The sequence below is a fragment of the Escherichia sp. Lx600-2 genome, from assembly GCF_036662595.1.
Lineage (GTDB): Bacteria > Pseudomonadota > Gammaproteobacteria > Enterobacterales > Enterobacteriaceae > Escherichia > Escherichia coli.
The window spans coordinates 16,319-35,744 of record NZ_JAYQWM010000041.1; the positions used below are offsets into that span (position 1 = coordinate 16,319).

The window sequence follows — 19,426 nt, forward strand, 5'->3', positions numbered from 1 at the left end:
TCAGTTATCAGGCATTCTGGCCGGTGGAATAACCGCATTGGTGGCTTGCGCGTTGGCTTCGCTTTTTTCAACGCGCGAGCGCACCGAGCTGTCTTTGCGGAACACATCCCACGGCAGTAAAAGCGTGTCCATCACAGCGGTAAACGGCATATCGAGAATCGCCAGCGACTTAGTGCCCCAGTTGGTTTCATCGTCGCCAATCATGGTGGCGCTGGCGCGGGTGCCGGGATACGTTCCTTCTTTCCCCCCGGTATGGGACATCACGCTGGAGCATCCTCCGAGTAATGTCATTCCGCTGCATATCATGAACGCTAACAACACATTTCTTATCATAATAAATTCATCTGTTGATCGTGGGTGTTGGCCTGATGAGTTATAGCGATCCCTTGCTGAAAATAACATCATCATTACGTCGCTCTGTGGCGGCTATCGCACTTTAACGTTTCGTGCTGCCCCCTCAGTCTATGCAATAGACCATAAACTGCAAAAAAAAGTCCGCTGATAAGGCTTGAAAAGTTCATTTCCAGACCCATTTTTACATCGTAGCCGATGAGGACGCGCCTGATGGGTGTTCTGGCTACCTGACCTGTCCATTGTGGAAGGTCTTACATTCTCGCTGATTTCAGGAGCTATTGATTATGCGTAACTTTGATTTATCCCCGCTTTACCGTTCTGCTATTGGATTTGACCGTTTGTTTAACCACTTAGAAAACAACCAGAGCCAGAGTAATGGCGGCTACCCTCCGTATAACGTTGAACTGGTAGACGAAAACCATTACCGCATTGCTATCGCTGTGGCTGGTTTTGCTGAGAGCGAACTGGAAATTACCGCCCAGGATAATCTGCTGGTGGTGAAAGGTGCTCACGCCGACGAACAAAAAGAGCGCACCTATCTGTACCAGGGCATCGCTGAACGCAACTTTGAACGCAAATTCCAGTTAGCTGAGAACATTCATGTTCGTGGTGCTAACCTGGTAAATGGTTTGCTGTATATCGATCTCGAACGCGTGATTCCGGAAGCGAAAAAACCGCGCCGTATCGAAATCAACTAATTCCCTAAGGCCGCCTTGCGCGGCCTGACATCTCCATGCTCGCCGTTAGGGAGCATATGCGAATCTTCGGATTTGCAGGTACTTACTCGCTTCTTAGAAGGAGAAATGACTATGCGTAACTTCGATTTATCCCCACTGATGCGTCAATGGATCGGTTTTGACAAACTGGCCAACGCACTGCAAAACGCCGGTGAAAGCCAGAGCTTCCCGCCGTATAACATTGAGAAAAGCGACGATAACCACTACCGCATTACCCTTGCGCTGGCGGGTTTCCGTCAGGAAGATTTAGAGATTCAACTGGAAGGTACGCGCCTGAGCGTAAAAGGCACGCCGGAGCAGCCAAAAGAAGAGAAAAAATGGCTGCATCAAGGGCTTATGAATCAGCCATTTAGCCTGAGCTTTACGCTGGCTGAAAATATGGAAGTCTCTGGCGCAACCTTCGTAAACGGTTTACTGCATATTGATTTAATTCGTAATGAGCCTGAACCCATCGCAGCGCAGCGTATCGCTATCAGCGAACGTCCCGCGTTAAATAGCTAACTAGCTATTCTCTTTGCCCCGCCATTCTGGTGGGGCTTTTTTTGTCTTTCTTCTTCAACAATGCGTTAAATTTCTACTGTTTAAGATATTTCGGCACGTTCTTTCCCGTGATAATGTGCGCTATAAGGCAAATCTGCTTCACCGATTCAGCCATAATCCGTAGCAATTAAAATGTTATCTCAAGAGAAATGGACGATGAGTGATATAGCATTAACGGTCAGTATTCTGGCTTTGGTGGCAGTCGTCGGTTTGTTTATCGGCAACGTCAAATTTCGCGGCATAGGATTAGGTATTGGCGGCGTGCTGTTTGGTGGGATCATCGTCGGCCATTTTGTTTCTCAGGCGGGGATGACATTAAGTAGCGATATGCTGCATGTTATTCAGGAATTTGGCCTGATCCTGTTCGTTTATACTATCGGGATTCAGGTAGGGCCGGGCTTCTTTGCCTCATTGCGCGTCTCCGGATTACGCCTCAACCTGTTTGCTGTTCTGATCGTCATCATCGGTGGTCTGGTTACCGCCATCCTGCATAAACTGTTTGATATTCCACTGCCGGTAGTGCTGGGGATTTTCTCCGGTGCGGTTACCAATACGCCAGCGCTGGGGGCAGGGCAGCAGATCTTGCGCGACCTGGGTACACCAATGGAAATGGTCGATCAGATGGGGATGAGTTACGCGATGGCGTATCCATTCGGCATTTGCGGGATTTTGTTCACCATGTGGATGTTGCGGGTTATTTTCCGCGTCAATGTCGAGACAGAAGCCCAGCAGCACGAGTCTTCACGCACCAATGGCGGCGCGCTGATCAGGACTATCAATATTCGCGTTGAGAACCCTAACCTGCATGATTTAGCCATTAAAGATGTACCGATTCTCAACGGCGACAAAATTATCTGCTCGCGTCTGAAACGCGAAGAAACCCTAAAAGTTCCTTCGCCAGATACCATTATCCAACTGGGCGATTTGCTGCATCTGGTGGGGCAGCCAGCGGATTTACATAATGCGCAACTGGTGATTGGTCAAGAGGTTGATACCTCGCTGTCCACGAAAGGCACTGATTTGCGCGTCGAGCGTGTGGTGGTCACCAATGAAAACGTGCTCGGAAAACGTATTCGCGACCTGCACTTTAAAGAACGCTATGACGTTGTTATCTCGCGCCTGAACCGTGCCGGGGTCGAACTGGTCGCCAGTGGCGATATCAGCCTGCAGTTCGGCGATATCCTCAATCTGGTGGGGCGTCCGTCCGCAATTGATGCCGTTGCCAATGTGCTGGGGAATGCGCAGCAAAAACTGCAACAGGTTCAGATGCTGCCAGTGTTTATTGGCATCGGGCTTGGCGTATTGTTAGGTTCTATTCCCGTCTTTGTGCCAGGATTCCCGGCCGCGTTGAAACTGGGGCTGGCGGGCGGTCCGCTGATTATGGCGTTGATCCTCGGGCGTATCGGCAGTATCGGCAAGCTGTACTGGTTTATGCCGCCAAGTGCCAATCTCGCGCTGCGGGAGCTGGGGATCGTGCTGTTCCTCTCGGTCGTTGGTCTGAAATCTGGTGGAGATTTTGTGAATACCCTGGTCAATGGCGAAGGGCTAAGCTGGATTGGTTATGGTGCCCTGATCACCGCCGTTCCGCTGATTACTGTTGGCATTCTGGCGCGGATGTTAGCCAAAATGAATTACCTGACCATGTGCGGGATGCTGGCAGGTTCCATGACCGATCCTCCGGCGCTGGCGTTTGCTAATAATCTTCATCCAACCAGCGGTGCGGCGGCGCTCTCTTACGCCACTGTCTATCCGTTAGTGATGTTCCTGCGCATTATCACCCCCCAATTACTGGCGGTGCTCTTCTGGAGTATCGGTTAACTCTTGTCCGGGTGGAGTCGCCGTAAATGGTACTCCACCTGGTATTCGCTGGCATTTCTGAACATCACTGAATAATTCAAAAACTCCCCGCTCTCGCTATATGACAACGAGGTGATCCGCAGCAGTGGCGTGTGTTCCGCTACCTTCATTTGCCGCGCCAGCAGTCTATCGGCGAGCACCGGCGTCAGGCTTTCATAATTACCGCCAATCAAAATCCCGCACTCTTGTTCAATATATTCAAACTTCGACCCTTCCAGATGTTGCAGCGAAAGGTTACGGAACAGTTTTACCGGCATATAGCTGTCTTCCAGCATCAGCGGTTTCCCTTCCACAAAACGAACGCGACGGGAGAAGTAGATCTGCTCGTTGATTTGAATCCGCAACTGGCTGGCAATGGCCGGAGGCGCAGGCATGATTTCAAAAATCAGCACCTGGCTGGTGACTGTTTTTCCCTGCCGTTTTAACACCTCCACCAGCCCGGTCAGGCTGGCGGTTTGATGCAGCACATCTTTGCGCACCAGGTAAGTGCCGCTGCCGTGGCGGCGGACCACCAGCCCCCACGCTACCAGCAGGTCAATCGCTTTACGGATGGTCATCCGCGATACCGCAAACTCTTCTGCCAGCTTTTTTTCACCGGGAAGAAGGCTGTTTAGCGTGAAATCTGCGGAATTAAGTTTAATTCTTAACCGCTCCGCAATGCTTTTGTAGATCATCTCTAGATCTCTTTTTTGCCTGCAAGCCCGGGTAATGCGCCCACAAGTTCTGCTTAATCGATTGAAAAAACATCTTTTTTTTAAAGATGTGTTCGATGCTGTGTACCTGTGCTCACAGAGGTCTACTTTTTCGCGAAAACGTAGATCTCTAACGCCCAACGAAAAGCATGAAAGCGATCACGAATCCCATTGGGTCGTCATGTTCTGCCGATCGCATCTTCCTATCCTCGCTCCAGGCCTGCCGCATAACCAATCAGGCTTCCTACTTACAGAATTGAGAAAAGAGGATGTGGAAATGCTCAGTCAAATTCAACGCTTTGGCGGCGCGATGTTCACGCCAGTGCTGCTGTTTCCCTTCGCCGGGATTGTGGTGGGTCTTGCCATCTTGCTGCAAAACCCGATGTTTGTCGGGGAATCACTGACCGATCCGAACAGTTTATTCGCGCAAATCGTACACATTATTGAAGAGGGCGGTTGGACGGTATTCCGTAATATGCCGCTGATTTTTGCTGTCGGTTTACCCATTGGCCTTGCTAAGCAAGCGCAGGGGCGTGCTTGTCTGGCGGTGATGGTGAGTTTCCTGACCTGGAACTATTTCATCAATGCGATGGGAATGACCTGGGGAAGCTACTTCGGTGTCGATTTCACTCAGGACGCGGTGGCAGGTAGCGGTCTGACAATGATGGCCGGGATTAAAACCCTCGATACCAGCATTATCGGCGCAATTATCATTTCCGGCATTGTGACGGCGCTGCATAACCGTCTGTTCGATAAAAAACTGCCGGTGTTTCTCGGCATTTTCCAGGGGACGTCTTATGTGGTGATTATCGCCTTCCTGGTGATGATCCCCTGTGCCTGGCTGACATTGCTCGGCTGGCCAAAAGTACAAATGGGGATTGAATCTCTGCAAGCGTTCCTGCGTTCGGCGGGTGCGCTTGGGGTGTGGGTTTACACCTTCCTCGAACGTATTCTGATCCTAACCGGTTTACACCACTTCATCTACGGACCGTTTATCTTTGGTCCGGCAGCTGTTGAAGGCGGCATTCAGATGTACTGGGCGCAGCATCTGCAAGAGTTCAGTTTGAGCGCCGAGCCGCTGAAATCGTTGTTCCCGGAAGGCGGTTTTGCCCTGTACGGTAACTCAAAAATCTTTGGTGCCGTGGGCATTTCTTTAGCGATGTACTTCACTGCCGCACCGGAAAATCGGGTAAAAGTGGCGGGTTTGCTGATTCCCGCAACCTTAACCGCCATGCTGGTGGGAATTACCGAACCGCTGGAATTTACCTTCCTGTTCATTTCACCGTTGCTGTTTGCGGTACACGCTGTGCTTGCGGCCTCAATGTCGACCGTGATGTATCTCTTTGGTGTGGTGGGCAACATGGGCGGAGGTCTGATTGACCAGGTTTTACCGCAAAACTGGATCCCGATGTTCAGCAACCACGCGGATATGATGCTGACCCAAATCGCCATTGGGTTGTGCTTTACCCTGCTGTACTTCGTGGTTTTCCGCACCCTGATTCTGCAATTCAACATGTGCACGCCGGGACGTGAAGATGCGGAAGTGAAACTCTACTCAAAAGCCGAATACAAAGCCTCGCGAGGCCAAACCACCGCGGCAGAGCCAAAAAAAGAGCTGGATCAGGCTGCCGGTATCCTGCAAGCCCTGGGCGGGGTCGGCAATATCTCCAGCATCAACAATTGCGCGACGCGTCTACGTATTGCACTGCATGACATGTCACAAACGCTGGATGACGAAGTCTTTAAAAAGCTGGGAGCGCACGGCGTCTTCCGTAGTGGCGATGCCATTCAGGTGATCATTGGTCTGCATGTATCCCAGCTGCGTGAACAGCTCGATAGCTTAATTAATTCTCATCAATCAGCAGAAAATGTTGCCATTACGGAGGCAGTATAATGACCAAATTCTCAGTGGTTGTCGCAGGCGGTGGAAGCACCTTTACGCCTGGCATCGTGTTGATGCTCCTGGCGAATCAGGACCGTTTCCCGCTTCGTGCACTGAAATTTTATGATAACGATGGTGCGCGGCAGGAAGTGATTGCCGAAGCCTGTAAAGTCATCCTTAAAGAGAAAGCGCCGGACATTGCGTTTAGTTACACCACCGATCCTGAAGTGGCATTCAGCGACGTTGATTTTGTCATGGCGCACATCCGCGTCGGCAAGTACCCGATGCGCGAACTGGATGAAAAAATCCCACTGCGCCACGGTGTTGTTGGTCAGGAAACTTGCGGACCCGGCGGAATAGCGTACGGCATGCGTTCCATTGGCGGCGTCCTGGAACTGGTGGATTATATGGAAAAATATTCACCAAATGCTTGGATGCTCAACTACTCCAACCCGGCAGCAATTGTTGCAGAAGCCACGCGTCGTCTGCGCCCGAATGCGAAAATCCTCAACATCTGTGACATGCCAATCGGTATTGAAAGCCGGATGGCGCAAATTGTTGGGCTGCAAGATCGCAAACAGATGTGCGTGCGCTACTACGGCCTGAACCACTTTGGCTGGTGGACATCAATTGAAGATTTGCAGGGCAACGACCTGATGCCCCAGCTGCGGCAATATGTCTCTAAGCACGGTTATGTTCCACCGCAGCAAGATACGCATACTGAAGCGAGCTGGAACGACACCTATGCAAAAGCGCGGGATGTCCAGGCACTGGACCCGGATACATTACCAAACACCTATCTGAAATATTATCTCTTCCCGGATTATGTTGTTCAGCATTCCAACCCTGAACATACCCGCGCGAATGAGGTGATGGAACATCGCGAGAAACAGGTTTTCGATGCTTGCCGCGCCATTACGGCGGCAGGAAATTCAGCGGCGGGCAAGCTGGAGATTGACGAACATGCGTCATACATCGTCGATCTGGCGGCGGCAATTGCCTTCAACACTCAGGAGCGGATGTTGCTGATTGTGCCTAACAACGGGGCAATCCATAACTTTGATGATGAAGCGATGGTCGAGATCCCGTGTCTGGTCGGGCACAACGGACCAGAACCACTGGTGGTCGGCGATATCCCGCAGTTTCAGAAAGGGTTAATGAGTCAGCAAGTGGCGGTGGAAAAACTGGTCGTGGACGCCTGGGAACAGCGTTCATATCAGCACCTGTGGCAGGCGATTACGTTGTCGAAAACGGTACCGAGCGCCTCGGTCGCCAAAGCTATTCTGGATGAGTTGCTGGAGGCCAACAAAGCGTACTGGCCAGAGTTACGTTAATTGTGTGGACTGGCATCCGTTGGGTGCTGGTCCGTATTCTTTAGCACGGCTGACGGCGCATAACCAAATTTATGTTTAAAGGCTTTGCTGAAATGAAAGGAGTCGAAGAAGTTGAGCGTATCAGCGACTTCGCCAACCGAGTTTCCTTGTTGCTTTAATAGCGATAGCGCCAGATCCAGACGCACATCGAGGTAATATTCTTTCGGCGTCTTGCCGGTATAGCGTAAAAACAGACGACGCAACCAGGCTTCGCTACAGGGGATCGTGGCAGCCATATCAGCTACGCTCCAGCGTTGTTGCAGACTGGCATGTAAAGTGGCAATTAATTTTTCAATTTGCCGCCGTTGTGGATCTTTTTTACCGTCTGCGTACATAAGACAAATCCACTGATAAATAATTTTCGTCAGAAAAGCGACTGCCAGATTATTTTTTATTGCTTCTGGTGAAGTTATTAACTCAGCAACTTCGGTGAGTTCCTGATTATAAATTTCGCCATTATAAATAACGCTTTGCTGACCAACGGGAATATCCATCATACTGGTGGGGGTAAATTCCATCCAGTACTGTTCCCAGACTAAACCTTCACAGTGATAAGAGTGAATATCCATTGGCTTTAAAAATATAATACAGTTGCCATGCAGAGTTATTTGTTCGCCATTCTTTAAAAGAATTTTCCCACATCCTTGTACGGTATACACCGCAACCCATGAGTTGGCGATAAGCGGTTTCTTCTTGTCCCGCGGCCAGATCACCCGGTAATGCTCGTCGGCGTAGGTATGCCAGAGCGAGATCAGAGAAATTCCGCTGGAGATCACATTTTCGTTAATCAATAAGGGAATATTGTATGGAGTTTCGTTTTTTACATCTGAAGTTTGCAATTTTCCATTCATTTTAATATCCCTCCGGCGAATTATGCTCACAACCTGAACTTAACAGAAAACAATCCGTTCAGGGATACGACGTTTGTATTTTAAGAATCTGACTGCCTGACCCGACGCATTTTACCTCTCCCTATATTCATGCGTCCGGGACATAAACATAAATAAGGGCTATGAGATGAATTCGTTACAAATCTTGAGTTTTGTCGGTTTTACGCTGCTGGTGGCGATCATCACCTGGTGGAAGGTTCGCAAAACAGATACCGGATCGCAACAAGGCTATTTTCTTGCCGGACGTTCACTAAAAGCGCCGGTTATTGCCGCTTCGTTAATGTTAACCAACCTTTCCACGGAACAACTGGTTGGTCTTTCCGGGCAGGCCTACAAAAGCGGCATGTCGGTGATGGGCTGGGAAGTGACTTCAGCGGTGACGCTGATCTTCCTCGCGCTAATCTTTTTACCGCGCTATCTGAAGCGCGGCATTGCCACCATCCCCGATTTTCTGGAGGAACGTTATGATAAAACGACGCGTATTATCATCGACTTCTGCTTCCTCATTGCCACCGGCGTCTGCTTTCTGCCGATTGTTCTCTACTCCGGCGCGTTGGCGCTCAACAGCCTGTTTCACGTCGGGGAATCGCTACAGATTTCTCACGGTGCGGCTATCTGGCTACTGGTAATTTTGCTTGGTCTGGCGGGAATTTTGTATGCGGTGATCGGCGGACTGCGCGCAATGGCAGTGGCGGACTCCATCAACGGTATTGGGCTGGTTATCGGCGGGTTGATGGTGCCGGTATTTGGCCTGATCGCGATGGGCAAGGGCAGCTTTATGCAGGGCATTGAGCAAATTACCACCGTTCACGCCGAGAAATTAAACTCAGTCGGTGGCCCGACCGATCCCTTGCCGATTGGCGCGGCATTTACCGGTTTAATTCTGGTGAACACCTTTTACTGGTGTACAAATCAGGGCATCGTGCAACGCACGCTGGCGTCAAAAAGCCTGGCGGAAGGGCAAAAGGGGGCGCTGTTAACGGCGGTGCTGAAAATGCTCGACCCGCTGGTACTGGTGCTGCCAGGGTTGATTGCGTTTCATCTGTATCAGGATCTACCGAAAGCCGACATGGCCTACCCGACGCTGGTCAATAACGTTCTGCCAGTGCCACTGGTGGGTTTCTTCGGCGCGGTGTTATTTGGTGCGGTGATCAGTACCTTCAACGGCTTTCTGAATAGCGCCAGTACGTTATTCAGTATGGGTATTTACCGTCGCATCATTAACCAGAATGCCGAGCCGCAGCAGCTGGTCACCGTCGGGCGCAAATTTGGTTTCTTTATCGCTATCGTTTCGGTGCTGGTAGCGCCGTGGATCGCCAACGCGCCGCAGGGGCTGTATAGCTGGATGAAACAGCTCAACGGCATTTACAACGTGCCGCTGGTTACCATCATCATTATGGGCTTTTTCTTCCCGCGCATCCCGGCGCTGGCGGCAAAAGTGGCGATGGGGATTGGCATAATCAGCTACATCACCATCAACTATCTGGTGAAGTTCGACTTCCATTTCCTCTATGTGCTGGCCTGTACGTTCTGCATCAACGTGGTCGTGATGCTGGTGATCGGTTTTATCAAACCGCGCGCCACGCCGTTCACCTTCAAAGATGCGTTTGCGGTGGACATGAAACCGTGGAAAAACGTCAAGATCGCGTCAATTGGCATCCTGTTCGCGATGATTGGCGTCTATGCCGGGCTGGCTGAATTCGGCGGCTACGGTACGCGCTGGTTAGCGATGATCAGTTATTTCATTGCCGCCGTAGTGATTGTCTACCTGATTTTTGACAGCTGGCGGCATCGTCACGACCCAGCCGTAACCTTTACTCCCGATGCAAAGGATAGCCTATGAAACGCCCCAATTTTCTGTTCATCATGACCGATACCCAGGCCACCAATATGGTCGGTTGCTATAGCGGTAAGCCGCTGAATACGCAAAATATTGATAGTCTGGCGGCGGAAGGTATTCGCTTTAACTCCGCCTACACCTGTTCACCGGTTTGTACACCGGCGCGCGCCGGGCTGTTTACCGGTATCTACGCTAACCAGTCCGGCCCGTGGACCAACAACGTCGCGCCAGGCAAAAACATTTCCACTATGGGGCGCTACTTTAAGGATGCGGGCTATCACACCTGTTACATCGGCAAATGGCATCTCGACGGTCATGACTATTTCGGCACTGGCGAGTGTCCGCCGGAGTGGGACGCTGATTACTGGTTCGATGGGACGAACTATCTTAGCGAACTGACGGAGAAAGAGATTAGCCTGTGGCGCAATGGCCTAAACAGCGTTGAGGATTTACAGGCGAACCATATCGACGAAACCTTCACCTGGGCGCACCGCATCAGCAATCGGGCGGTGGATTTTCTGCAACAGCCCGCGCGCACCGAGGAACCCTTCCTGATGGTGGTTTCGTATGATGAGCCGCATCACCCGTTCACCTGTCCGGTGGAGTATTTAGAGAAATACGCTGATTTTTACTACCAACTGGGCGAGAAAGCACAGGATGACCTGGCGAACAAACCAGAACATCACCGCTTATGGGCGCAGGCGATGCCATCGCCAGTCGGTGATGACGGGCTTTATCACCATCCGCTCTATTTTGCCTGTAATGACTTTGTTGATGACCAAATAGGACGGGTCATCAATGCCTTAACGCCAGAGCAACGTGAAAATACGTGGGTTATTTATACATCCGATCACGGCGAAATGATGGGCGCACATAAGCTGATCAGTAAAGGAGCGGCGATGTATGACGACATCACCCGTATTCCGCTGATCATCCGTTCGCCGCAAGGGGAGCGGCGACAGGTCAATACGCCAGTCAGTCATATCGATTTACTGCCGACAATGATGGCGCTGGCAGATATTGAAAAACCAGAGATTCTGCCGGGGGAAAATATCCTTGCCGTGAAAGAGCCACGCGGCGTGATGGTGGAATTTAACCGCTACGAGATTGAGCATGACAGCTTTGGCGGTTTTATTCCGGTGCGTTGCTGGGTGACGGATGACTTTAAACTGGTGCTCAACCTCTTCACCAGTGATGAACTTTACGATCGCCGTAATGATCCAAATGAAATGCATAACCTGATAGATGATATCCGTTTTGCCGACGTGCGCAGCAAAATGCATGACGCCTTATTGGATTACATGGATAAAATTCGCGATCCGTTCCGCAGTTACCAATGGAGCCTGCGTCCGTGGCGTAAAGATGCACAGCCGCGCTGGATGGGGGCATTTCGTCCACGCCCACAAGATGGTTATTCGCCAGTGGTACGCGACTATGACACCGGCCTGCCGACACAAGGGGTGAAGGTGGAAGAGAAAAAACAGAAGTTCTGACGATAATGCCCGCTGATGAACACCCGGCGGGCATTATTCAGGCTGCTTAAACCAGTGAACCGCCAGTCAGGAAGGAAAAGATAAGGAATATCAGCAAAATGCTGCACACGATGCCGATACCAAAAAGCAAGGTATGGAAAGCCAGCGTCCCGCCGCCAAAAACCAGCGCGCCGCGAATGCCCCAGCGATTTTCCTTACGCATACCGCCAATAAATGCGCAAAGTAGCGCAGCAATGGCCAGTGCGATACCGCTTTGATCGAGGATTTTATCGACATCCACGTCCTCTTTTCTCTCCACGGTGGTAATTTTTTCGCCTTTTATTCCGGCGAGAAGACCTCTTTTAATTTCAGCCGTTTTGTCCGCCACGATGCTTTCAAGCGTTGGCGGTGGTGCGGAAAAAGGGCCGAATGAAAAGTGGATAATCCCCATCATTAAAGCGATGGCACCGAATAGCATGCCCAATGAACTGATTTTATTTTGCGCTATGATACCCATCTGACCTCCTTGTAGCGGATGGCAAAAGCATATCAGGAAACGGGCGGACGAAATTCTTAAAAAAAACCGCTAAAGGTAGAGCGTTAGTGAAATTGCAAAGGAGCAACAATGAAAATTTCCCGCCTCGGAGAAGCGCCTGATTACCGCTTCTCGCTGGCTAATGAGCGTACTTTTCTGGCGTGGATCCGTACTGCACTAGGATTTCTGGCGGCGGGGGTTGGGCTTGATCAACTTGCGCCAGATTTCGCCACGCCCGTCATTCGCGAACTGCTGGCGTTGTTGTTGTGTCTGTTTTCCGGCGGGTTAGCGATGTATGGCTACTTGCGCTGGTTACGCAATGAAAAAGCGATGCGTCTGAAAGAGGACCTGCCCTACACCAACAGCTTATTAATCATCAGCTTAATATTGATGGTCGTAGCAGTGATCGTTATGGGACTGGTGTTGTATGCCGGATAGCCGCAAAGCCAGACGCATTGCCGACCCAGGGCTGCAGCCGGAGCGTACATCATTGGCGTGGTTTCGTACCATGCTGGGCTACGGCGCGTTGATGGCGTTGGCTATCAAACACAACTGGCACCAGGCGGGCATGTTATTCTGGATTTCGATTGGCATCCTCGCCATCGTGGCGCTGATCCTCTGGCACTACACCCGTAATCGCAATTTAATGGATGTCACGAATAGCGATTTTTCTCAATTTCACGTAGTCCGTGACAAATTTTTGATCTCCCTCGCGGTGTTATCTCTCGCAATACTGTTTGCTGTAACGCATATACATCAACTTATCGTATTTATTGAGAGAGTCGCATGACAGGAAGTCAGGTCATTGATGCTGAAGAGGACAGGCATAAACTGGTTGTAGAGTATAAGGATACTCTGCAACCTGCCGATTTTTATCACAATTTCAAACAGCGGGGCATCCGCTCCGTACAGCTTATTCCCCATCTTGAATTTGATGACCGGGGCGATATGACGGCCGCTTCGGTGACAGCAGAGCTGTGGGGGAAATTTTTAATTGCCCTGTTCGAGTGTTGGGTGCGGGCAGATATCAGTCGTATCTCGATTGAGCTTTTTGACTCCACCCTACAAAAATGGTGTGGCAGCGAAAAACCGCAATCGCGCCGTGACTGCAAGGCGTGCGACTGGCATCGGCTGTGTCCGCACGCTCGGGAGGAGACGCCAGACAACGTGCTTTGTGCGGGCTATCAGGCGTTTTATTCTTACTCCGCACCGCATATGCGGGTGATGCGTGATCTGATAAAGCAGCATCGTTCTCCCATGGAGCTGATGACGATGCTGCGGTGATGTGCGCTTAAACGGGCTGCCCCTGATGCGACATCCGCGTTGCCAGCGGTAGCCAGCACAGCACGATCAACAATCCCATTAAGGTCATCAACAACCCCAGGCTGCCCTGACCGGTTTGCGGCAACATCGCTGAGAGCGACGCCAGCACGCCGGAACCAATGTTTTGCAGACCGCCGACCAGCGCGCCAGCCGTGCCCGCCAGGAAGGGGAACGGCTCCATCGCGCCGCTGGTCGCCAGCGGAAACAGCATCCCGGCACCGAAAAAGAACAGCGCGGCGGGAACAAGCAGCGTCCAGACATTCATCACGCCAAACCAGTCGGGGATCCACATCAGCAAGCCAGCCAGCAGGCAGCAGATAACCGACTGCCACATCAACGTTGAGAAGCGTTTATTAGGACGCCCGGCAAACCATGCCCCAAAAAATGCCGCCGGAATCGGCAGAATAAACAAAATACTGACCGTCATACTGCTCAGCCCTAACACCGCGCCCATCAGCACGCCGGAGCAGGCTTCAAAGGCGGCAATCCCGGCCAGACCGCCAATCAGCATCAGCAAATAGCAGTTAAAACCGCCGTTACCGAAAAGCGCTTTATAACTGGTAAGCAGGCGCGTGCGCGGTGCATCGACCGGACGCGTTTCCGGCATCCAGCGGGCCATACTGAAGGTCACACCAGCACAAAGAACCAACAAAAAGAGATAACAGGCGCGCCAGTTCCACATCGTATCCAGCAGACCGCCGATTAGCGGTGCGAGCAACGGACTAACAAGAATCCCCATGTTTAACAGGCTGTTAGCATGGCGCAACTGTGTCCGTTCATATAAATCACGCGGCAAAGTACGCGCCATTACGCCGCCAACGCCGGTGCCCATCCCCTGCATCGCGCTGGCGGCAATTAACACCGTCAAACTGGAGGTCGTGACCGCGACCAGCGTTGCCAGCATAAAAATGGACATTCCGATGAGGATCACCGGTCGGCGGCCCACGCGGTCGGAAATCGGGCCATAAAACAGCTGTGAGACACCGTAAGTCAGCAGATAAGCGCCCATTACGCTCTGCACCGCCCCTTCACGGACGTTGAGATCGCGCGCCATATCGGCAATAGCTGGAATATAAATGGTTTGCGCCATCTGACCGACGGCCACGAGTAATACCAACATCAATAACAAATTGACGTTTCTTTGCCTTTTCATTATCACGGATGCTTTTATAAAAATAATTAGAATAAGTCACTACGCATTCCCATAAATGCGGGAGAGGAATCTATCACATTGATAAATGTTAGCCAGATATACGCCAGGAATGGGGAATTGTTTAGCGGCAGAATATGTAAACAAAAGCGGCAATAAATGTTGCCGGGAGGGATTACGTGCGAACTGTAACCCTCTCCCTGAAAGGGTGAGGGGCACAGGCAGCGCAGGTGCAAACATTCTGCTGGTAGAAGAAGCCCCCAACTCCAACCCGCACGCTAAATATAAAAGGGGAGCGGTTACCCGCTCCCCTTTGGTGCGACTTGAATCTGAATTACTTCAGGTATTTCAGAACAGCATCAAGCAGTTGCAGTGCTGCAACAATGAGTTTGAGGATAAGAATGGCGATATCCACCAGGCTCATACGCGTCTCCTGTGGTTCAGGAGCACTGCCAGCTGACGTACCTTTCCGCTGCCTGTTGCCAGCTGTTGTGCACGCGGTATCTCAAGGAGAAACGTTGTGCTTGTTGACATAACACAGTGTGCTCACGCGGGGTTAAGGCGCTGACGGCACCACCCGTTTCAGCCAGGACTTAGTGCGCCGGGTAACGATGCGGCCCCCGCATAACACATTGCGTACAGTGATATTATAGAAGTTTACTGTATAAATAAACAGTAATATTTGGACAAAACGCAAACTGTGATCGATACTCAACTATGCACTAAATACGTCAAAATTCGTGCCGAAATTGCGCGTTCTGCGCGGAACACGTATACTTTCAGTGTTGACATAATACAGTGTGCTTTGCGGTTACCAGCCGCAGGCGGCTGACGAAACCTCGCTCCGGCGGGGTTTTTTGTTACCTGCAATTCAGTGCAAAACGTGATCAACCCCTCAATTTTCCCTTGCTGAAAAATTTTCCATTGTCTCCCCTGTAAAGCTGTGCTTGTATAAATATTGTTAAACACAAAACCAACAAGGTCCCCAATGACTACTTCCATGTTCAACGCAAAACTACTACCAACTGCGCCATCCGCCGCAGTGGTCGTCGTGCGTGTGGTGGTGGTCGTCGGCAATGCGCCGTAGGGACTGGAACAACACACGATTCCAAAACCCCGCCGGCGCAAACCGGGCGGGGTTTTTCGTTTAAGCACCTCCCGGAAAGTCGGCCCAGAAGAAAAGGACTGGAGCATGGCAAGTTCGGGCACAACATCGACGCGTAAGCGCTTTACCGGCGCAGAATTTATCGTTCATTTCCTGGAACAGCAGGGCATTAAGATTGTGACGGGTATTCCGGGCGGTTCTATCCTGCCTGTTTACGATGCCTTAAGCCAAAGCACGCAAATCCGCCATATTCTGGCTCGCCATGAACAGGGCGCGGGGTTTATCGCTCAGGGAATGGCGCGCACCGACGGTAAACCGGCGGTCTGTATGGCCTGTAGCGGGCCGGGTGCGACTAACCTGGTGACCGCCATTGCCGATGCGCGGCTGGACTCCATCCCGCTGATTTGCATCACTGGTCAGGTTCCCGCCTCGATGATCGGCACCGACGCCTTCCAGGAAGTGGACACCTACGGCATCTCTATCCCCATCACCAAACACAACTATCTGGTCAGACATATCGAAGAACTCCCGCAGGTCATGAGCGATGCCTTCCGTATTGCGCAATCAGGCCGCCCTGGCCCGGTGTGGATAGACATTCCTAAGGATGTGCAAACGGCAGTTTTTGAGATTGAAGCACAGCCCGCGGTGGCAGAAAAAGCCGCCGCACCTGCCTTTAGCGAAGAAAGCATTCGTGACGCAGCTACAATGATTAACGCCGCCAAACGCCCGGTGCTTTATCTGGGCGGCGGTGTGATCAATGCGCCTGCGCGGGTGCGTGAACTGGCGGAGAAAGCGCAACTGCCAACTACCATGACCTTAATGGCGCTGGGTATGCTGCCAAAAGCGCATCCGCTGTCGCTGGGTATGCTGGGGATGCACGGCGTGCGCAGCACCAACTATATTTTGCAGGAGGCGGATTTGTTGATTGTGCTCGGTGCGCGTTTTGATGACCGGGCGATTGGCAAAACCGAGCAGTTCTGCCCGAATGCCAAAATTATTCATGTCGATATCGACCGCGCAGAGCTGGGTAAAATCAAGCAACCGCATGTGGCGATTCAGGCGGATGTTGATGACGTGCTGGCGCAGTTGATCCCGCTGGTGGAAGCGCAACCGCGTGCAGAGTGGCACCAGTTGGTGGCGGATTTGCAGCGCGAATTTCCGTGTCCAATCCCGAAAGCGTGCGATCCGTTAAGCCATTACGGCCTGATCAACGCCGTTGCCGCCTGTGTCGATGACAATGCAATTATCACCACCGACGTTGGTCAGCATCAGATGTGGACCGCGCAAGCCTATCCGCTCAATCGCCCACGCCAGTGGCTGACCTCTGGCGGGCTGGGCACGATGGGCTTTGGCCTGCCTGCGGCGATTGGCGCGGCGTTGGCGAACCCGGATCGCAAAGTGTTGTGTTTCTCCGGCGACGGCAGCCTGATGATGAATATTCAGGAGATGGCGACCGCCAGTGAAAACCAGCTGGATGTCAAAATCATTCTGATGAACAACGAAGCGCTGGGGCTGGTGCATCAGCAACAGAGTCTGTTCTACAAGCAGGGCGTTTTTGCCGCTACCTATCCGGGAAAAATCAACTTTATGCAGATTGCCGCCGGATTCGGTCTCGAAACCTGTGATTTGAATAACGAAGCCGATCCGCAGGCTGCATTGCAAGAAATCATCAATCGCCCTGGTCCGGCGCTGATCCATGTGCGTATTGATGCCGAAGAAAAAGTTTACCCGATGGTGCCGCCAGGTGCGGCGAATACTGAAATGGTGGGGGAATAAGCCATGCAAAACACAACTCATGACAACGTGATTCTGGAACTCACCGTTCGCAACCATCCGGGCGTAATGACCCACGTTTGTGGCCTTTTTGCCCGCCGAGCTTTTAACGTTGAAGGCATTCTCTGCCTGCCGATTCAGGACAGCGACAAAAGCCACATCTGGCTACTGGTCAATGACGACCAGCGTCTGGAGCAGATGATAAGCCAGATAGACAAGCTGGAAGATGTGGTGAAAGTGCAGCGTAATCAGTCCGATCCGACGATGTTTAACAAGATTGCGGTGTTTTTTCAGTAAGGAGCGACATTAAACCGTTCGGGGGGTACTGATGAGCGATTTTTGATAGATCCGTTCAGATATATAGGGTGAAATTGTGCCAGAGACCATCTCAGGCACAATTTATTAGCCCTGAACGTTAATTTAAGTCGCTGCACCGGTAATTTGGGGGTTAACAGTTAGGGCTAAAATTTCCAGCGATGGTGTTAAATTCTGATTGCTGTCTATACCAGTGGTCATGACCAGCATTCTATTAATTAATGGTTCATCGTGAGGTATATTATGGTAAGCCCTATAAACAGCGGAATAATGATGTCAAATCCCAGCCCTTCCACCTTTTTGGATAAAAATAGAGTTGTTGCTGCTGAGCTTAATATCACAAATAACGAGAAAAAATATTCACCTGGCAGTAATTTCGCAAAATGGATGTTGCAGGAAATAAAACGCTTAATAGCAAATATTATGTCCGGCTCTCGCAGTGTTAATACCGAAATCCTTAACTATTTTCACCCTATGCCAGGCACTGAAAATAATGGTAATCGTACCTGGATGGCGGCAACTGGAGAGAACGAATACACCGTAATTGAACAAACAGGTGGCAAATCCTTTAATGTTTTTCAGGTTGGTGCAGATAAAAATAACATAAAAGAAATATTGGGGAATACATCATATTCTGGAGTGGCTGTAGCGACTATTATCAAATCGCTGTCTGAAAAAACTGCTGCGTTAGAAACACATTCTGCTGACACGGTTTTGAGGAAAAAATTAGTTAATAGTATTGTTATGATGAATACGGATTGTAGTTACGAAATGCCTGCAGACATTGTGAGTAATACATATGATTTATTAAACCTGCGAATTCAAAAAGATGAGGGGCATTTACCTGTTCAGGAAAAAATTGATATTACTGAGGATTATTTACACTCTATGACTATGGATGCTCATAGATGTATAAAAGAACAAACTAAACCAAGTGGTGCTGCAAAAATAACTTGCTGTGGCGTTGAGTTAAGTAAAGATATTCTTAAAATATTTGCAGAGAAAATTGAAACAATTGAAAAAGATCCAAATTATAGTCAAAAGACACCTGAACAATTGGTTGCACAGGTTTGCTTTAAAGATGATGATTGTGCTCGGGTAAGAGAATTATTAAAACAATCAAACGGTAATATTACGGATGATAAGATTGATGAAATAATCGCTTGCTTAGCCAGCCGTCAGGGGATTACATGTTTTTATTATTCTTCCGCACAAGGCTATCAGAGTCGCTTACAACACACATCTCAAGATGTTCGCGAGTTACTCTCAAAGAGTTTGGATGGTGCCACTTCATCAACATTGCATTTAAAAAAATCAGGAAATGCTTTTTTTGGGTCTGGAAAGTATCTTAATGAAATGGATTTTACTATGAATGGGTTTAGTCAGAAGATATATTTGATGGCGGTTAATAAAAATGAAAATGAAGTTAATCTTCAGTGTGTTCGTTATTTTACTACCGGTAGGATCGACGAACAAAACTCCAAAATCGATAAAGTCGATTTTACATTTTTCGGGGTAATGACTCCAACTTATTGATAGTGTTTTATGTTCAGATAATGCCCGATGACTTTGTCATGCAGCTCCACCG

At 50.4% G+C, this 19,426-nt stretch carries 22 protein-coding genes and 1 other annotated feature; of the genes, 15 read left to right on the plus strand and 7 right to left on the minus strand.

All coding sequences use genetic code 11. The features are described from left to right. Positions 1-333: a YceK/YidQ family lipoprotein gene (locus tag OQV04_RS15235; protein ID WP_000620888.1), complete on the minus strand. Its 333-nt coding sequence runs from the start codon at positions 331-333 to the stop codon at positions 1-3. Positions 334-572: 239 nt separating this feature from the next. Further along, positions 573-645, plus strand: a sequence feature (ROSE (Repression Of Heat Shock gene Expression) occurs in the 5'-region of heat shock genes and acts as an RNA thermometer to modulate expression.). On the opposite strand from OQV04_RS15235, the gene ibpA reads away from it, so the two are divergent. The 3 genes from ibpA to OQV04_RS15250 all read left to right on the plus strand — a co-directional run bounded on the left by ibpA (position 639) and on the right by OQV04_RS15250 (position 3,449). Beyond that, positions 639-1,052 carry a small heat shock chaperone IbpA gene (gene ibpA, locus OQV04_RS15240; RefSeq protein WP_001243437.1) on the plus strand — a complete coding sequence of 138 codons (414 nt, stop codon included), beginning with the start codon at positions 639-641 and terminating at the stop codon, positions 1,050-1,052. (Overlaps the previous feature by 7 nt.) Before the next feature lie 111 nt (positions 1,053-1,163). After that, positions 1,164-1,592, plus strand: coding sequence for a small heat shock chaperone IbpB (ibpB, locus tag OQV04_RS15245; protein ID WP_001243431.1), 429 nt, complete (start codon positions 1,164-1,166; stop codon positions 1,590-1,592). Positions 1,593-1,787: 195 nt separating this feature from the next. Further along, a complete protein-coding gene (locus OQV04_RS15250) occupies positions 1,788-3,449 on the plus strand; it encodes a putative transporter (RefSeq protein ID WP_001279763.1) in 1,662 nt (553 codons plus the stop codon). Here OQV04_RS15250 and OQV04_RS15255 read toward each other — a convergent pair. Beyond that, positions 3,446-4,162, minus strand: a complete 717-nt coding sequence (locus tag OQV04_RS15255; RefSeq protein WP_032281873.1) for a GntR family transcriptional regulator — start codon at positions 4,160-4,162, stop codon at positions 3,446-3,448. The two genes, OQV04_RS15250 and OQV04_RS15255, sit on opposite strands and share 4 nt — an antisense overlap. Positions 4,163-4,457: 295 nt before the next feature. Between OQV04_RS15255 and OQV04_RS15260 the strand changes: the two genes are divergently transcribed. Both OQV04_RS15260 and OQV04_RS15265 read left to right on the plus strand, forming a co-directional pair. Then, entirely contained in the window at positions 4,458-6,074 is a 1,617-nt protein-coding gene (locus tag OQV04_RS15260; RefSeq protein ID WP_032281872.1) for a PTS sugar transporter subunit IIB, read from the plus strand. Then, a complete protein-coding gene (locus tag OQV04_RS15265) occupies positions 6,074-7,396 on the plus strand; it encodes a 6-phospho-alpha-glucosidase (protein ID WP_053292287.1) in 1,323 nt (440 codons plus the stop codon). Before OQV04_RS15260 ends, OQV04_RS15265 begins: the two co-directional genes overlap by 1 nt. On the opposite strand, the gene OQV04_RS15270 is transcribed toward OQV04_RS15265, so the two are convergent. Continuing rightward, positions 7,393-8,286, minus strand: coding sequence for a helix-turn-helix transcriptional regulator (locus OQV04_RS15270; RefSeq protein WP_032281870.1), 894 nt, complete (start codon positions 8,284-8,286; stop codon positions 7,393-7,395). The genes OQV04_RS15265 and OQV04_RS15270 overlap by 4 nt on opposite strands. A gap of 166 nt (positions 8,287-8,452) precedes the next feature. On the opposite strand from OQV04_RS15270, the gene OQV04_RS15275 reads away from it, so the two are divergent. Next, positions 8,453-10,168: a solute:sodium symporter family transporter gene (locus OQV04_RS15275; RefSeq protein ID WP_001087117.1), complete on the plus strand. Its 1,716-nt coding sequence runs from the start codon at positions 8,453-8,455 to the stop codon at positions 10,166-10,168. Beyond that, entirely contained in the window at positions 10,165-11,658 is a 1,494-nt protein-coding gene (locus OQV04_RS15280; RefSeq protein WP_032281869.1) for a sulfatase-like hydrolase/transferase, read from the plus strand. Before OQV04_RS15275 ends, OQV04_RS15280 begins: the two co-directional genes overlap by 4 nt. Positions 11,659-11,704: 46 nt before the next feature. On the opposite strand, the gene yidI is transcribed toward OQV04_RS15280, so the two are convergent. Further along, entirely contained in the window at positions 11,705-12,154 is a 450-nt protein-coding gene (yidI, locus tag OQV04_RS15285) for a protein YidI (RefSeq protein WP_000511299.1), read from the minus strand. Positions 12,155-12,262: 108 nt separating this feature from the next. Here yidI and OQV04_RS15290 point away from each other — a divergent pair, with 108 nt between their 5' ends. The 3 genes from OQV04_RS15290 to OQV04_RS15300 are packed head-to-tail and all read left to right on the plus strand — an operon-like array spanning position 12,263 to position 13,456. Next, complete coding sequence (locus OQV04_RS15290; RefSeq protein ID WP_000703959.1) at positions 12,263-12,610, plus strand: YidH family protein; 348 nt, start codon at positions 12,263-12,265, stop codon at positions 12,608-12,610. Then, complete coding sequence (locus tag OQV04_RS15295; protein ID WP_001113432.1) at positions 12,600-12,962, plus strand: DUF202 domain-containing protein; 363 nt, start codon at positions 12,600-12,602, stop codon at positions 12,960-12,962. Before OQV04_RS15290 ends, OQV04_RS15295 begins: the two co-directional genes overlap by 11 nt. Then, positions 12,959-13,456: a radical SAM protein gene (locus OQV04_RS15300; RefSeq protein WP_032281868.1), complete on the plus strand. Its 498-nt coding sequence runs from the start codon at positions 12,959-12,961 to the stop codon at positions 13,454-13,456. Before OQV04_RS15295 ends, OQV04_RS15300 begins: the two co-directional genes overlap by 4 nt. A gap of 7 nt (positions 13,457-13,463) precedes the next feature. Here OQV04_RS15300 and emrD read toward each other — a convergent pair whose 3' ends face one another. Then, positions 13,464-14,648, minus strand: a complete 1,185-nt coding sequence (gene emrD / locus OQV04_RS15305) for a multidrug efflux MFS transporter EmrD (protein ID WP_032281867.1) — start codon at positions 14,646-14,648, stop codon at positions 13,464-13,466. 81 nt (positions 14,649-14,729) lie between these two features. On the opposite strand from emrD, the gene ysdE reads away from it, so the two are divergent. Beyond that, on the plus strand, positions 14,730-14,804 hold the full coding sequence (gene ysdE, locus OQV04_RS15310) for a protein YsdE (RefSeq protein ID WP_211180519.1): 75 nt from the start codon (positions 14,730-14,732) through the stop codon (positions 14,802-14,804). A gap of 175 nt (positions 14,805-14,979) precedes the next feature. Here ysdE and tisB read toward each other — a convergent pair whose 3' ends face one another. Beyond that, the gene (gene tisB, locus OQV04_RS15315) at positions 14,980-15,069 is read right to left on the minus strand and encodes a type I toxin-antitoxin system toxin TisB (RefSeq protein WP_000060506.1); all 90 of its coding nucleotides are present in this window, start codon (positions 15,067-15,069) and stop codon (positions 14,980-14,982) included. 564 nt (positions 15,070-15,633) lie between these two features. On the opposite strand from tisB, the gene ivbL reads away from it, so the two are divergent. From ivbL to OQV04_RS25105, 4 genes are all read left to right on the plus strand, one after another. Further along, on the plus strand, positions 15,634-15,732 hold the full coding sequence (gene ivbL, locus OQV04_RS15320) for an ilvB operon leader peptide IvbL (RefSeq protein ID WP_001312198.1): 99 nt from the start codon (positions 15,634-15,636) through the stop codon (positions 15,730-15,732). 105 nt (positions 15,733-15,837) lie between these two features. After that, positions 15,838-17,526: an acetolactate synthase large subunit gene (ilvB, locus tag OQV04_RS15325; RefSeq protein ID WP_021557340.1), complete on the plus strand. Its 1,689-nt coding sequence runs from the start codon at positions 15,838-15,840 to the stop codon at positions 17,524-17,526. 3 nt (positions 17,527-17,529) lie between these two features. Further along, on the plus strand, positions 17,530-17,820 hold the full coding sequence (ilvN, locus tag OQV04_RS15330) for an acetolactate synthase small subunit (protein WP_001181706.1): 291 nt from the start codon (positions 17,530-17,532) through the stop codon (positions 17,818-17,820). 1,074 nt (positions 17,821-18,894) lie between these two features. After that, the gene (locus OQV04_RS25105; RefSeq protein ID WP_442899664.1) at positions 18,895-19,374 is read left to right on the plus strand and encodes a hypothetical protein; all 480 of its coding nucleotides are present in this window, start codon (positions 18,895-18,897) and stop codon (positions 19,372-19,374) included. Here OQV04_RS25105 and OQV04_RS25110 read toward each other — a convergent pair. Continuing rightward, on the minus strand, positions 19,368-19,424 hold the full coding sequence (locus tag OQV04_RS25110) for an IS1 family transposase (protein ID WP_003032489.1): 57 nt from the start codon (positions 19,422-19,424) through the stop codon (positions 19,368-19,370). The two genes, OQV04_RS25105 and OQV04_RS25110, sit on opposite strands and share 7 nt — an antisense overlap. Positions 19,425-19,426: the final 2 nt, after the last annotated feature.